The organism is Bifidobacterium castoris (genome assembly GCF_003952025.1).
Taxonomy (GTDB): Bacteria; Actinomycetota; Actinomycetes; order Actinomycetales; family Bifidobacteriaceae; genus Bifidobacterium; species Bifidobacterium castoris.
Genome location: NZ_QXGI01000002.1, coordinates 43,324 through 58,266 on the forward strand (window position 1 = coordinate 43,324; position 14,943 = coordinate 58,266).

General features: G+C 64.9%; 13 protein-coding genes. 7 read left to right on the forward strand and 6 right to left on the reverse strand.

All coding sequences use genetic code 11. The features are described from left to right. Positions 1 to 230: 230 nt before the first annotated feature. Positions 231 to 1,004 carry a 16S rRNA (guanine(527)-N(7))-methyltransferase RsmG gene (gene rsmG / locus D2E22_RS02415; protein ID WP_126031549.1) on the reverse strand — a complete coding sequence of 258 codons (774 nt, stop codon included), beginning with the start codon at positions 1,002 to 1,004 and terminating at the stop codon, positions 231 to 233. Positions 1,005 to 1,181: 177 nt separating this feature from the next. Between rsmG and D2E22_RS02420 the strand changes: the two genes are divergently transcribed. Then, positions 1,182 to 1,796, forward strand: a complete 615-nt coding sequence (locus tag D2E22_RS02420) for an HAD family hydrolase (RefSeq protein ID WP_126031550.1) — start codon at positions 1,182 to 1,184, stop codon at positions 1,794 to 1,796. Positions 1,797 to 1,934: 138 nt separating this feature from the next. On the opposite strand, the gene D2E22_RS02425 is transcribed toward D2E22_RS02420, so the two are convergent. From D2E22_RS02425 to rpmH, 5 genes are all read right to left on the reverse strand, one after another. Continuing rightward, the gene (locus D2E22_RS02425; protein WP_126031551.1) at positions 1,935 to 2,480 is read right to left on the reverse strand and encodes a Jag family protein; all 546 of its coding nucleotides are present in this window, start codon (positions 2,478 to 2,480) and stop codon (positions 1,935 to 1,937) included. Positions 2,481 to 2,690: 210 nt separating this feature from the next. Beyond that, positions 2,691 to 3,695 carry a membrane protein insertase YidC gene (gene yidC, locus D2E22_RS02430; RefSeq protein WP_126031552.1) on the reverse strand — a complete coding sequence of 335 codons (1,005 nt, stop codon included), beginning with the start codon at positions 3,693 to 3,695 and terminating at the stop codon, positions 2,691 to 2,693. A gap of 10 nt (positions 3,696 to 3,705) precedes the next feature. Then, positions 3,706 to 3,990, reverse strand: a complete 285-nt coding sequence (yidD, locus tag D2E22_RS02435; protein WP_126031553.1) for a membrane protein insertion efficiency factor YidD — start codon at positions 3,988 to 3,990, stop codon at positions 3,706 to 3,708. 23 nt (positions 3,991 to 4,013) lie between these two features. After that, entirely contained in the window at positions 4,014 to 4,364 is a 351-nt protein-coding gene (gene rnpA, locus D2E22_RS02440; protein ID WP_126031554.1) for a ribonuclease P protein component, read from the reverse strand. Between the two features lie 23 nt (positions 4,365 to 4,387). After that, positions 4,388 to 4,522 carry a 50S ribosomal protein L34 gene (gene rpmH / locus D2E22_RS02445; protein ID WP_095612744.1) on the reverse strand — a complete coding sequence of 45 codons (135 nt, stop codon included), beginning with the start codon at positions 4,520 to 4,522 and terminating at the stop codon, positions 4,388 to 4,390. Between the two features lie 352 nt (positions 4,523 to 4,874). Between rpmH and dnaA the strand changes: the two genes are divergently transcribed. The 6 genes from dnaA to gyrA all read left to right on the forward strand — a co-directional run bounded on the left by dnaA (position 4,875) and on the right by gyrA (position 14,943). Then, positions 4,875 to 6,503 (forward strand): chromosomal replication initiator protein DnaA, encoded by a 1,629-nt coding sequence (gene dnaA, locus D2E22_RS02450; RefSeq protein ID WP_126031555.1) that lies wholly within the window; start codon positions 4,875 to 4,877, stop codon positions 6,501 to 6,503. A 462-nt stretch (positions 6,504 to 6,965) separates the two neighbouring features. After that, a complete protein-coding gene (gene dnaN, locus D2E22_RS02455; protein WP_126031556.1) occupies positions 6,966 to 8,090 on the forward strand; it encodes a DNA polymerase III subunit beta in 1,125 nt (374 codons plus the stop codon). 82 nt (positions 8,091 to 8,172) lie between these two features. Further along, a complete protein-coding gene (gene recF, locus D2E22_RS02460) occupies positions 8,173 to 9,324 on the forward strand; it encodes a DNA replication/repair protein RecF (protein WP_126031557.1) in 1,152 nt (383 codons plus the stop codon). After that, positions 9,324 to 9,830, forward strand: coding sequence for a DciA family protein (locus D2E22_RS02465; protein ID WP_126031558.1), 507 nt, complete (start codon positions 9,324 to 9,326; stop codon positions 9,828 to 9,830). The genes recF and D2E22_RS02465 overlap by 1 nt, the downstream gene beginning before the upstream one ends. A 230-nt stretch (positions 9,831 to 10,060) precedes the next feature. Then, positions 10,061 to 12,112 carry a DNA topoisomerase (ATP-hydrolyzing) subunit B gene (gyrB, locus tag D2E22_RS02470; protein ID WP_420897236.1) on the forward strand — a complete coding sequence of 684 codons (2,052 nt, stop codon included), beginning with the start codon at positions 10,061 to 10,063 and terminating at the stop codon, positions 12,110 to 12,112. Between the two features lie 83 nt (positions 12,113 to 12,195). Then, positions 12,196 to 14,943, forward strand: a complete 2,748-nt coding sequence (gene gyrA, locus D2E22_RS02475; RefSeq protein WP_126031560.1) for a DNA gyrase subunit A — start codon at positions 12,196 to 12,198, stop codon at positions 14,941 to 14,943.

Genomic DNA, 14,943 nt, shown 5'->3' on the forward strand with positions numbered 1-14,943 from the left:
GAGGACTGTCCTCCTAGTTGAGTCGCAGTGTCTTCAAGTCTGTGTATCCGTATGGACAGGGCGCCCGCCCGGTCCCGTTGTGGATAACCTGTGGATGATTGTGGATAACTTCCGTATCCCCACACCGTGTTCACTGCGAAATCGTTGATATACAAGCTTTTCTTGGCACCCAAGTTATCCACATCGGCATTGTGGATAACTTTCCCGCATGGACAAGCGGTGTGGATAACCTACCGTTTCGCCGTCTTTTTGCCCGTCGCCTTCTTGTTGATGATTACGACCCTCGTATCCTCGAGGCCGTCGGCGACAGGCGCCGTCACGACCCGCGGCCGCACGCCGCCGTACTGGGCGATCACCTTGCGCGCCTTGTCGATCTCGGCCTGCGCCGAACGTCCCTTGAGCGCGATGAGCTCACCGCCGGGCTCGACGAGCGGCAACGTCCAACCGGCGAGCTTCGTCAGCGGCGCGACGGCGCGGCAGGTCACGGCGGCGAAGGGATGACGGATCGTCTCACGCACCCCGTCGGGAACGACGACCGAGGCCTTGACATGGCGTTTCGCCGCCGGCTGGCGTTCGTCGAGCGCGGCGATCACCTCCTCGGCGCGCGCACGGACGACGACCACGTTCCGCAGACCCATCGCCTCGACGCATTCGCCAAGCCATTCGCAGCGGCGCTCCATCGGCTCGACGAGCGTGAATACGCGGTCGGGCAGCATCGCGGCCGCAACGAGCCCCGGGAAGCCGCCGCCACTGCCGATGTCGGCGACGGTCTTGAACTGCCGCCTCTCTGTCGCCTCGCGGACGAACGGGACGATCGCCGCCGAATTGAGCAGATGCCGCTCCCACAGGATGCCCACGTCGCGCGGACCGATGAGCCCCCTCGGCTCACCCTCCTGTGCAAGTTTCCCGTGAAACACCTTCAGCGCGTCCAGCGCATCGCCGAAGACGCCCTCAAGCACCGGTGAATCGGCGAGCTGGTCGTCGGTATGGATCTCGTCACTCATAACGCACCATCCTATACCGTTTCCACATGCAACATCGCCGTTCCCCCACACTTTTCTTCACGTGAAACTATCAATCCACCACGTGAAACACCCTTCGGCATATTTCCGCCTTCCTTCACGCGGTAGTCTGGTAGGCGATTCAGGGACAATTACGGAAACAGGAAAGCCGAGGAGACCATGCCGATCACCGATGTCGTATTCGACTACTGCGGAGTGCTGCTGGACTGGCGCCCCGAACTGACGATGGAGGGGCTCGTGCCTACGCCGGTCATCCGGCGCGTGCTCGACCGGGCCGACCCCTACGGCTTCTGGCACTACGACCTGATGAGCGACCTCGGCTGGAGCCCCGAACAGGTCCTCGCCGACTTCCGCCGCCACCATCCGCACGACGACGACCTCAATGAGGCGATGCGCCTGTACTTCGCGAACTATCGGCGCGCCTTCGCCGGCATGATCGCCGGGATGCCTGCCCTGCTGCACGAGCTCGACGGGCGCGGCTGCCGGCTGTGGGGGCTGACGAACTTCAGCACTCCCTTCGTCACGCTCGCACATGCCGAATTCCCGGCGATGCATCTGCTCCGCGGCACAATCGTCTCCTCCCAGGAGCGCTGCGCGAAGCCGGATCCGAAGATCTACACGATCGCGATCGGACGTTTCGGGCTCCGGCCCGGGCAGACGATGTTCTTCGACGACAAGTTCGAGAACGCGCGCGCCGCGACCGAGGTCGGCATGCGCGGCGTGCGGTTCATCGACGCCGACCAGGCGCTGCAGGCCGTGCGTGACGCGGACTGAGGCGCCGGCACAGGGCGATCCGCGTCCTGCGACATGCGGGAAGACGAACGCGAGGGGGCGCGCACGAACCATGTGGTTCGTGCGCGCCCCCTCGCGTTCGTTCACAGGGACGTCCACGCCGTGCGGCGCGGACGGCGGTCAGTCCTCGACGATGTACTCGTCGTCGTCCTCGAGCTCCTCGTCGTCGACGTCGGTGCGCTTGAGGTAGATCGTCACGTAGCGCTTCGGCTCCTCGCCGTGCGAACGCGAACGCAGTCCCTCGTCGCGCACGACGTCATGGATGATCTTGCGTTCGAAGGAGTTCATCGGCTTCAGATCGACCGGTTCGCCGGTCTCGCGCACGTCGTCGACGGCGTCGAGCGCCATGTCGCGCAGGATCTGGCGCTTGCGCTTGAGGAAGCCGTCGACGTCCACGATCAGATGCGAGCGTTCGCCGGTCTCCTGCTGCACGGCGAGGCGGCACAGCTGCTGCAGCGCGTCCACCACTTCGCCGTTGCGGCCGATCAGGTGTTTGATGTCGGTGTCGTCGTCGGCCACGATCTGCACCATCGGGCGACCGTTGCGCACGCCCATCTCGATGTCGCCCTCGTAGTCGGCGATGTCGAGCAGACCCTCGAGGTAGTCGGCCGCGATGTCGGCCTCGCGGTCCAGCTGCTCCACGCTTCGTTCTTCGTCCTGCACCATACGCACTCCTTGCATGCATTGGAATGTTCTCAATACTGTAAAAATCGTTCGGTCCGGGGAACGTTCCGCCGGACATACACGCCTATAGGACACCAGTGTAGGGCAGTCCCCCGCCACCCGACACGGCGAGTGCGCTCAGCGGCCAGATACGACGATTCCCACGGCCGTCGGACGGTCGTGGGAATCGAGGGCGGAACGGATCCGGACCCGCTACTTCTTCTTGCGGTTCTTGCGCTGCGGCTGCTGGCGCTGATGGCCCTGCACGGCCTTGCGCTCGGCCGCCTTCTTCGCCTCGATGAGCTCCTCCTCCTCGAGCGAGGGGCGTCCTTCCCGCGCACGCTTCCTGTTCTCGTTGTCGTGGTCGCGCTTCTCCTTGTCGAGCGCGGCCGGCGAGCCGGGGGTCGGGAACTCGCGCAGCTGCCAGAACGAACGCAGCAGGTTGCAGATGTTGTTCGCGAGCCAGTAGACGAGCACGGCGAACGGCATCGCGACGCCGGAGAAGACGTACATGATCGGGAAGATCCACAGCATCATCTTCTGCATGCGCTCGGTCTGCTTGTTCATCGACGCCGGCGCCGTGTTGCGGCGCATCGTGTTCCACTGCATGTACCACAGGCATGCGCACATCGCGAACACGAAGATCGCGATGACGACCTTGCCGCTTGCGCCGGCGGTCGTGAAGGTGTCGGAGACCTTCGTGCCGAAGAAGGTCGTCGCCGAGAACTCATTCGCAGTCGCCACGTCGAAGGCGCCGAGCGGGTCGCGTTTGCGGCGTGCGATGTACGGGATCGCCGAGAGCACGTAGAACATGCACATGAAGACCGGGCCCTGGATGAGCATCGGCAGGCACGACCCCGCCGGATTGGCGTGGTTGTCCTTGTAGAGCTTCATCATCTCGCGCTGCATAGCTTCCTTGCTCGCGGGATCGTTCTTGCCCTTGTACTTGTTCTGGATCTTCATCATCTTCGGCTGGATCGCCTGCATGCCGCGCATCGACTTCATCTGCTTGTAGAACAGCGGGAAGACGCAGGCCTGCACGACGACCACGAGGAAGATGATCGACAGCACCCAGGAAAGGCCCACGGCCGGCATGCCGATGAGCGTGAGCAGTTTGTGGAACCAGTACATGACCTGCGTCATGAGCCATTCCACCGGGGTCAGCAGCTTGTACAGCCACCCCCAGAATCCGCTATCCAATAAGAAATTATCCGACATATCTGGCCGTTCACTCCTTCTCGTCGTGGGGCAGAGGGGTCAGCCGCGGCTCTTCGTGCGCGCGCGACCAAGAGAATCTGTAGAACAGGGAGAACCGCTGCGGCACATCGTCGATGCCTCCCGAACTCCACGGGCGGCAGCGCAGCAGGCGCAGCGCGGCGAGCGAGCCGCCGCGCACGGCGCCGTAGCGGCGGATCGCCTGGATCGCATAGTTCGAACAACTGGGGTAATAACGACATGAGGGCGGGGTGTTCGCTGAAATCCGCCGCTGATACCAGCGGATGCAGCGAATCATCGCCCGCCCTGCATGACCCGTCATCAACGCGCCGTCTTGCGATGCACCGCGCGGAACAGCTGCGCCATCTGCGCATCGAGCGACGCGAAGGACGCGTGCGCCGCGCTCGGCTTGGCGCGCAGCACGACGCTGCAGCGCTCGGGGAGCTCATCCTCGTAGCGTTGCGCGAGCACGCGGAAACGGCGTTTCACCGTGTTGCGCACGACCGCGTTCCCCACCGCCTTGGAAACGGCCAGCCCCACATGTCTGGATGCATCGCCGGCGCCGTCCGTGTCGTCGGGCATCAGATAATGCACGACGAGGTCGTCGCCGGAGACCTTCCGGCGACGACGCAGCACGGCGACGAAATCGCGATGGCTTCTGAGCCGTTCCACGTTCGTCCGACTGAAACGAAGACTCAGGCGGAAAGAGCCTTGCGGCCCTTGGCGCGGCGGCGGTTGATCAGCGCGCGGCCGGAACGCGTGCGCATGCGGGCGCGGAAGCCGTGCTTCATGTGGCGGCGACGGTTGTTCGGCTGGAATGTCCTCTTCATAGTTTCATGCTCCCGTTAGGTTAGGTCGGTGGGCCATGCGTTCATGCATGGCTTCGCTTGAGACAATCTCTACCAATTTACCGATACCCCTATACCTCGCGCGCCCTCCACCAGCAGGCGGCCGCGCGGCGGGCGCTTCCGACACGCCCGGCAGGCGCCGTGGACAGTGCCGCGGCGACGTCCACAGACCCGTCCGCGGATACCGGGGAAAAGCGGGGAAAGTTATGCACAAATCACACCGTTGTAATTACAAAACCAAGCATTTCCAACACGCGAGCTTGTGGATAACTTCCATCAGTCAGAGTAAAAATGACCTGTTACGCATGTGCATCCAACCGATGGAGACGAAACCATGAGCGAAGCAACCAACGACCCGGCGGCCGCAACGGCCGTCATATGGTCGAACGCGCTCGAACTGCTTCGGAAGAACTCGTCGCTGACCGCCCGTGAGAAGGGGTGGTTCGAGGGCGTGGTCCCCGAGGCGCTCTTCGGCACCAACATCATCCTCGCCGTCGAGAACAGCGAGACGCAGCACGTGCTGCAGACGGAGCTCAACGACGAGCTGCTGCAGGCGCTGCGCATCGCGAACGGCGGCGTCGACCTCTTCCCCGCCTTCAAGATCGCGGTGCGCGCGAACGAGCCCGAACAGCCCGTGCTGCCGGTCACCGCGCTGAGCGAGGAGGCGCCGCGCGGCGACACGCGCAAGCGCCAGCCGCTGCCCGAGCCGGAGCCCGCGCCCGAACCGGTCGTCGTGCAGCAGCCGCCGAAGACGACGCATTACGACGACGCCGTCGTGCAGACCTTCGAGGATTCGATGGGCAACGACCTCGATCCGTCGGCTGCGGCCGCGATGTCGACGACGCTCGCAGGGGCCGCCGACGTGTTCAAGGGACGCTTCGGACGCTCCCCGCAACCGATGATCGACCCCGAGACCCATCTCAACCCCTCCGACACCTTCGACACCTTCGTGCCCGGCGACTCGAACCGCTTCGCGCGCACCGTCGCGCTCGCCGTGGCCGAGGGCGGCGGCAGCGACTTCAACCCGTTGTGCGTCTACGGCGGATCGGGCCTGGGCAAGACGCATCTGCTCAACGCGATCGGCAACTATTCGCTGATCAAGCAGCCCGGCGCCCGCGTGCGCTATGTTACGAGCGAGGAGTTCACGAACGAGTTCATCGACTCGCTGCGCATGGACGCCGGCACGAAGTCAGGCTCGAGCCGCGTGACGGCGTTCAACCGCAAATACCGCGAGGTCGACGTCCTGCTCATCGACGACATCCAGTTCCTCGGCGGCAAGACCGAGACGCTCGAACAGTTCTTCCACACCTTCAACAGCCTGTACCAGGCGAACAAGCGCATCGTCATCGCATCCGACGTGCCGCCGAAGAACCTCAAGGACTTCGAGTCGCGCCTCATCTCGCGCTTCGAGCAGGGCATAACCGTCGATGTCAAGCCGCCGGACCTCGAGACGCGCATCGCGATCCTGCGGATGATCGCGTCGAACTCGGGGATGCGCGTGCCCTACGACGTCCTCGACCTGATCGCCGAGCGCTTCACCGAGAACATCCGCGAACTCGAGGGCGCGCTCAACCGCGTCACGGCGCTCGCCTCGCTCAACGGCCAGCCGGTCACCGTCGCGCTCGCCGAGCAGACGCTGCAGGACTTCTTCTCGACAGACATCGAGGTCAAGCCGACCGACATCATCGGCCGCGTCGCGAAGTACTTCCATCTGACCTTCGACGACATCGTCGGCCCGCAGCGCAACCGCAACATCACGCTCGCCCGTCAGATCGCGATGTACCTGACGCGCGACCTGACGAGCATGAGCCTCGTCAACATCGGACAGGTCTTCGGCGGTCGCGACCATACGACGGTCATGCACAACATCAAGATCGTCTCGGACGGCATGAAACAGAAGCAGGAGATCTACAACTACGTCACCGAGCTGACGGTGCTGCTGCGCCAGCGCAACAACAAGTAGCCGGTTGCGGCGGTGTGGAAGGCGCGCGGGCGCGACACACCCAAGCATGCCGATTTCGCCGCGAAGTTTTCCACATGGTTATCCACAATTGTTGGCAAAGTCAGTGGATATCGCGAGGAAAACGCCGAAATCGGCTGTGGAAAACCCGTGGAGAGGAGCAGGCGAAATGTGGACAACGTATTGTCCCCCATCGGTCTGTGGAAAAACCGGCTTGTTGTCCACAACCGATGCAGAGTTTATCCACAGCCCGTGAACGTGGATAAACCGCCGCCCTGTAAGGCTTTCGCAGGTTTTCCACATATCCACCGTGCTTATGATGGTGATGACTCTTTCCTTCTTAAGCTCTCATCATGACCATCAACGACCATTTGCTGCGCCCTGTGCGTCACCTCGACGAAGCAAGCAAAGAGCAGTTAGAATGAGTGCCAGACTCACACAATCGTCAACAGTCAAGGAAAGCGCATGAAAGTAGAAGTCAATTCCACCTCGTTCGCCGATGCCGTGTCCTGGACCACCAGCATCCTGTCCGCCAAGCAGCTCAACCCGCTGCTCTCCGGCATCAAGCTCGAGGCTCGGGACGGCGCGCTCCAACTGTCCACATTCACCTATGAACTGTCCTCGCGCGACCATATCGAGGCGGGCGTCGACGAATCGGGCGCCGCGGTCGTACCGGGCAAACTGCTCGCCGACATCAGCAAGTCGCTGCCCTTCGAGAAGGCCTACCTGCAGACCGACGGCTCGACGCTGCGGATCTCCTCGGGCAAGTCGACGTTCACGTTGCAGCTCATGCCGGAAAGCGAATACCCGGATCTGCCGCAGCTGCCCCCGTTGCTCGGCCAGGTGGACGCGCCGACGCTGACGCAGTCGATTATCCAGGCGGCTGTGGCGATCGCGCGCACCGACGACCGTCCGGTGCTCACGGCCGTGCAGATGAAATTCGCGGGCGACACGGTGACGTTGTCCTCGACCGATCGCTTCCGCCTGTCACGCTCGACCTTCCACTGGTCGCCGGCGAACGACGGCCTCGAGGCCGTCGCACTCGTCAAGGGCACGCATCTGCGCGACATCTCGCGTTCGCTCGACGAACGCCAGAACGTCAACCTGTACTTCGACGTCGAGAACCCGACGCTGCTCGGTGTGGAAAACGCCGGCCGCGTATCCACAGTCCAGCTCATCGACGGCGACTTCCCCGCCGTCGACCGCCTGTACGCCGACTCCTACCCGATCCACGCCGTGCTCGACAAGCAGAACCTGCTCGATGCGATCAAGCGCGTCGCGCTCGTCGCAGAACGCAATGCGCCGATCCGCATGGTCTTCGCGGGCCAGGAGATCACGCTGACGGCGGGCGCCGCCGACGAGGCCTCGGCGAACGAGGTGCTCGACGTGGACCTCGACGGCGAAGACATCACCGTCGCGTTCAATCCGAACTACCTGCGCGAGGGACTGAGCGCGATCACCGAGCCGTATGTGCGCATGAAGATGACGACGGCCGTCAAGCCTGTCGAATTCGACGGCCAGCAGGAGGAGGACTCCGAGGAGTCGCTCTCCTACCGCTACCTGCTCGTGCCGATGCGCTTCAACAGCTGATTCATGGTCGTGGAACCTGCGCGCCACGCAGGTTCCACGACCGTTTTCCCTTTTCCCGCCGACCCTGAACCGTTGGAAACCGATGTTCATCACCCGCCTCGCCCTCGACCATTTCCGTTCGTGGGACCATTGCCTGCTCGACCTCACGCCCGGCGTGACGATCCTGCAGGGGGCGAACGGACTCGGCAAGACGAACATCGTCGAGGCCGTCGAGTTCCTGGCGACCGGTGCGAGCCATCGCGCCTCGTCGTCGGCGCCGCTCGTCGAACGCGGTTTCGACGTGGCGACGATCCGTGCGAACGTGACCGACGAGGACGCGGGACGCACGACTACCTATGAGGCGACGATCCGTGCGAAGGGCGCGAACCGCGCACGCGTCAACGGCGGTCCGTCAACGTATCTGCGCGACATCGTCGGCGACATCCCGCTCGTCGCGTTCACGCCCGCCGACCAACGGCTCGTCTCGGCCGATCCGGCCTCGCGGCGGCAGTTCCTCAACCAGACGGCGTCGCTGCTCGTGCGCGGCTACGCCGATACGCTGCAGCGTTTCTCCCATGTCGCCAAGCAGCGCGCGACGCTGCTCAAGCAGCTCGGCGCGGCCGACGGCTTCGACGCCGCCCGCGATGCTGCGCTCAGCGGTCTGGAGATCTGGACCGGCCAGTACATCGACCTCGGTCTGCAACTGACTCGTGACCGCATGGCCGTCGTCGACCGGCTTCGCGCGCCGTTCCGGGAGCTCGTGCATGAGCTCGCCGGCGCAGGCGAGGACGCCACGCTCGACTATGACCCCTCCTTCGACGAGATCATGCAGGGCGAGGACGCGCCGCGGCTCATCAGCGAACATTTCCAGCGGCTCTACGCAGGCGAGGTGGCGCGTGGACGCAACCTCATCGGCCCGCAACGCGACGATCTGCTCATCGGGCTCAACGGGTTCCCGGCGCGCGAGTTCGCCTCGAACGGCGAGATGTGGACGCTCGGCCTCGCGCTCAAGATGGCCGTCTACCGACTGCTCGAGGAACACTTCGGCACGCAGCCGATCGTCATCCTCGACGACGTCTTCGCGCAGCTCGACGAGGCGCGGCGCTCGCAGATCCTGCGGTTCGCCGCGGCGCAGCGGCAGGTGCTCATCACCGTCGCCGCCGCAGGCGACATCCCCGACGATGGCGCGTTCGCCGGTGCGCGGATTATCGACGTGGCCGCGCTGCGCGCGCAGCCGGACGAGGAGGGGCTGTGATGCATACGCCGATCGTCGTGACGCTCAAGCTTGACGAACGCAAGCTCGGCGCCCAGGAATTCGAACGGGTGGCGGCGAAGGCCGGCCTCATCAGGGAACTGCGGGTGCGTCGCGAGGAGGCGCTCGACAACTTCGGCAAGCCGGGACGCGATCCGCACGAACTCGGCGACGTGTTCGCGAAGATCGTCGAGCAGTCGGGATGGGGGCCGCATCTGAGAATGGCGTCGCTCGAATCGGACTGGGCGTCGGTGGTCGGCGAGGTCAACGCGCGCCATTCCCGCGTCGCGAGCTACGTGGACGGCGTCCTGACGATCGCCGCCGATTCTCCGTCGTGGACGCAGCAGCTCACGGCGATCGCGCCGACGCTCACCGAGACGCTGCGCGAACGCCTCGGCGGCCTGCGGATCGATGAGGTCCGCGTCACCGGACCGCAGACGCACGGCCGCGGCGTGCGCATGATGAAATACGTGCAGCGGAACACGAGACGGCCCCATCCGCGCGGCTAGCCCACGGTCCCGCGGCCGGTCCCGATGCAGCCGTTGTTCGCTCCGGGAGAACAACAACGCATAACGGGCCGCTGTTGCATTCCGTCCCTATGCATAGGTAAGATATCCAGTAGTGCACTCAAACGCCCACAGGGGCGTTTTATTCGTGTTATAGGGCATATCGCATCGCGAAAGCACCCTCGCGACGAGCACAGAAAGGATACTCTGTGGCAGATCTCACGGCTGATGCGGTGGACGCATCCTCGAACGATGACAATCAGGTCATCGACGGCCAGCTGGACGACACCCTCTCCCCCGAACACTACGACGCGAGCGACCTGCGCGTCCTTGAAGGACTTGAGGCGGTCCGCATCCGCCCGGGCATGTATATCGGCTCGACGGGTCCGCGCGGCCTGCACCACCTCGTCTACGAGATCGTCGACAACTCGGTCGACGAGGCGCTCGCCGGCTATGCGACGCACATCGAGGTGACGATCCTGCCGGACAACGGCATCCGCGTCGTTGACGACGGCCGAGGCATCCCGGTCGACGAGGTCCCCGGCGAAGGCGTCTCCGGCGTCGAGACGGTCATGACGAAGCTGCATGCGGGCGGCAAGTTCGGCGGGGGCGGCTACGCGGTCTCCGGCGGCCTGCACGGCGTCGGCATCTCGGTCGTCAACGCGCTCTCGACGCGCGTCGACATCGAAGTGCGCCGCCAGGGCTACTACTGGACGCAGACCTACATCAACCAGCATCCGACGGCGCCGCTCAAGCGCGGCCGCGCGATGGAGAACGGCGAGTCCACCGGCACATCGGTCACGTTCTGGCCGGACCCGAAGATCTTCGAGACGACGATCTACGACTTCGAGACGCTGCGCGCGCGCTTCCAGCAGATGGCGTTCCTCAACAAGGGGCTCAAACTGTCGCTGACCGACATGCGCGAGACCGAGCCGACCGGCGACGAGGTCACCGGCGAAAGCGACGCGAGCGACGAGCTGCACCAGAGCGTCACCTACCAGTACGCGAACGGCATCAAGGACTACGTCGCGTACATGGTGAAGATGCGCAAGGCGCAGCCGATCGAGCCGGACGTCATCGACATCGAGGCCGAGGACCTCTCCGTCGGCGTCTCCGCCGAGATCGCGATGCAGTGGACGACGGCCTACTCGGAGTCGGTGCACACCTTCGCGAACACGATCGCGACAACCGAGGGCGGCACGCACGAGGAAGGATTCCGCGCGGCGCTCACGAGCATGGTCAACCGCTACGCACGCGAGAAGAACATCCTCAAGGACAAGGACGAGAACCTTTCCGGCGACGACGTGCGCGAAGGCCTGACGGCCGTCGTCTCGGTCAAGCTCACGAACCCGCAGTTCGAAGGCCAGACGAAGACGAAGCTCGGCAACTCCGAGGCGAAGACCTTCGTGCAGCGCATCATGAACGACCGGCTCGGCGACTGGTTCGACGCCCATCCGAACGAGGCGAAGAACATCATCCAGAAGGCGATCGAGGCGTCCCGCGCGCGCATGGCCGCGAAGAAGGCGCGCGAGAACACGCGCCGCAAGTCGATCTTCGAATCGGCGGGCATGCCGGACAAGCTCAAGGACTGCCAGTCGAACGACCCGAGCGAGTGCGAGTTGTTCATCGTCGAGGGTGATTCGGCAGGCGGCTCCGCGATCCAGGGACGCAACCCGAACACGCAGGCGATCCTGCCGTTGCGCGGCAAGATCCTCAACACCGAGCGCGCAAGCCTCGACCGCATGATGAAGTCGGACACGATCGAATCGCTCATCACGGCGATCGGCGGCGGCTACGGCGAGGACTTCGACCTTGACAAGGTCAGGTACCACAAGGTCATCATCATGGCCGATGCCGACGTCGACGGCGCGCACATCGCGACGCTCAACCTCACGCTGTTCTTCCGCTACATGCGCCCGATGATCAACGCCGGCTACGTCTACGTGGCGATGCCGCCGCTGTACCGGATCAAGTGGACGAAGGGCCCGCACGACTTCGTGTACACCGACGCCGAACGCGACCGCGTGCTGTCCGAAGGCAGGTCCGCCGGACGCCAGCTGCCGAAGGGCGAAGGCATCCAGCGCTACAAGGGCCTCGGCGAGATGAGCTACCAGGAGCTGTGGGAGACGACGATGGATCCGGACAACCGCGTGCTCAAGCAGGTGCACATCGAGGACGCGCTGCAGGCCGACGAGACCTTCTCGATGCTGATGGGCGACGAGGTCGAGCCCCGTCGTCTGTTCATCCAGCGCAACGCGCACAACGCCCGCTGGATCGACGCCTGACCGGGACCCGGCCAGGCATCACCCGCGGCATCACCCGCAACAAGACGTGACCGCCCAGACGCGGCGAAGGCAAAGGAAGCAAAGTGGCAGACGAACCCACCAACAACGGCTCGGACGACGAGCTCAACAACCTCTCCGGCTCGCTGGAGCCGCTGAGCCCGCAGGAAGCGGACAACACCGATTACGGCCTGATGGTCGGCACGCGCGTGCAGCCGGTCGACCTGCAGGAGGAGATGCGCCAGTCGTACCTCTCCTACGCGCTCTCCGTCATCGTGGAGCGCGCCCTACCCGATGTGCGCGACGGCATGAAGCCGGTGCACCGCCGCGTCGTCTACGCGATGTACGACGGCGGCTACCGCCCCGACCGCGGCTACAACAAGTGCTCGCGCGTCGTCGGCGACGTCATGGGCAAGTACCATCCGCACGGCGACTCGGCGATCTACGAGACGCTCGTGCGCATGGCGCAGTCATGGTCGATGCGCTACCTGCTCGTCGACGGCCAGGGCAACTTCGGCTCCCCCGGCGACGACCCGGCCGCCGCGATGCGTTACACCGAATGCCGCATGGCGCCGCTCGCGATGGAGATGGTGCGCGACATCGACAAGGACACCGTCGACTTCGTGCCGAACTACGACGGCAAGACGCAGGAGCCGACTGTGCTGCCCGCGCGTTTCCCGAACCTGCTCGTCAACGGCTCATCCGGCATCGCCGTCGGCATGGCGACGAACATCCCCCCGCACAACATGCGCGAGGTCGCGGACGGCGTGCACTGGGCGCTCGACCATCCGGAGGCGACGCGCGAGGAGCTGCTCGACGCGCTCATCGCCCGCATCAAGGGACCGGACTTCCCGACCGGCGCGACGATCCTCGGCCACAAGGGCATCGAACAGGCCTACCGCACCGGCCGCGGCCTGATCACGATGCGCGCCGTCGTCAACACCGAGGAGATCCACGGCCGCATGTGCCTCGTCGTCACCGAGCTGCCGTATCAGGTCAACCCGGACCGTCTCGTCGTCTCAATCCGCGAGGCCGTGCGCGACGGCAAAATCCAAGGCATCGCCGACATGCGCGACGAGACCTCCGGCCGCACCGGCCAGCGGCTCGTGCTCGTGCTCAAGCGCGACGCCGTGCCGAAGGTCGTGCTCAACAACCTGTACAAGCATTCGCAGCTGCAGCAGACCTTCGGCGCGAACATGCTCGCGCTCGTCGACGGCGTGCCGCGCACGCTGAGCCTCGACGCCTTCATCCGCCACTGGGTTGCACACCAGCTCGACGTCATCGCGCGGCGCACCGCCTATCTCAAGCGCGAGGCCGAGGAACGCGACCACATCCTGCAGGGCTACCTCAAGGCGCTCGACATGATCGACGAGGTCATCCATCTGATCCGTTCGTCGGCGACCGTCGAGATCGCGCGCACCGGCCTGATGAACCTGCTCGATGTCGACGACGTGCAGGCCGACGCGATCCTCGCGATGCAGCTGCGCCGTCTGGCCGCGCTCGAACGCCAGAAGATCCTCGACGAGCACGACGAGCTCATGCGCAGGATCGCCGACTACGCGGACATCCTCGCCAAGCCGGAACGCCAGCGCAAGATCGCCGGCGACGAACTCGACGAGATCGTCGCGCGCTACGGCGACGACCGCCGCACGAAGATCCTGCCGTTCTCCGGCGAGATGAACGTCGAAGATCTCATCGCCGAGGAGAACGTCGTCGTCACCGTGACGCACGCCGGCTTCATCAAGCGCACGAAGGCCGACGAGTACCGCGCGCAGCACCGCGGCGGCAAGGGCGTCAAGGGCGCCAAACTGCGCGAGGACGACGTCGTCGACCACTTCTTCCTGACGAGCACGCACAACTGGCTGCTGTTCTTCACGAACAAGGGACGCGTCTACCGCTGCAAGGCGTACGAGCTGCCGGAGGGGTCACGCGACTCCAAGGGCCAGCACGTCGCGAACCTGCTGCAGTTCGAGCCCGACGAGCAGATCCAGACCGTGCTGTCGATTCCGAACTACGAGGTCGCGAAGTACCTCGTGCTCGCGACGCGCTCCGGCAAGGTCAAGAAGACGCGCCTGTCCGAATACGATTCGCCGCGCCAGGGCGGCCTCATCGCGGTGCGTCTGATGCAGAGCGAGGACGGCGAGACGAGCGACGAGCTGATCGGCGCGAACCTGTGCAACGCCGAGGACGACATCATCCTCGTCTCGAAGCACGGCATGAGCCTCAAGTTCCGCGCCGACGACGAGCAGCTGCGCCCGATGGGCCGCCAGACCGCCGGCGTGCAGGGCATGAAGTTCCGTGACGGCGACGAACTGCTCGCGATGGACGTCGTCTGGGGCGACACCAACAAGGACCTCTTCGTCGTGACGAACGAGGGCTTCGCGAAGCGCACGCAGCTGGGCGAATACCGTCTCCAGGGCCGCAACGGCTACGGCGTCAAGGCCGTGCAGCTCGTCGAGGGCCGCGGCTTCCTCGTCGGCGCGCTCGTCGTGTCCGAAGAGGACCAGATCATGGCGATCATGAAGTCCGGCAAGGTCATCCGCTCGGACGTCGGCGAGGTCAAGCGCACCGGACGCACGACGCAGGGCGTCACCTTCGCGAAGCCGGACAAGGACGACGAGATCGTCTCGATCGCGCGCAACGCCGAGACCGAGGACGACGCCGACGGCGACACCGTCACGACCGATTCCGCGTCCGGCAGCACAAGCGTGCAGCCGGCGGAGGGCGAACCGGTCTTCACGGTCCGCGCCGACGGCGACCAGCCGACGCCGGTCATCGAGGAGGATTCCGCGGCAATCGAACGCACCGAGGAACCGGACGCCGACGTCGCATGA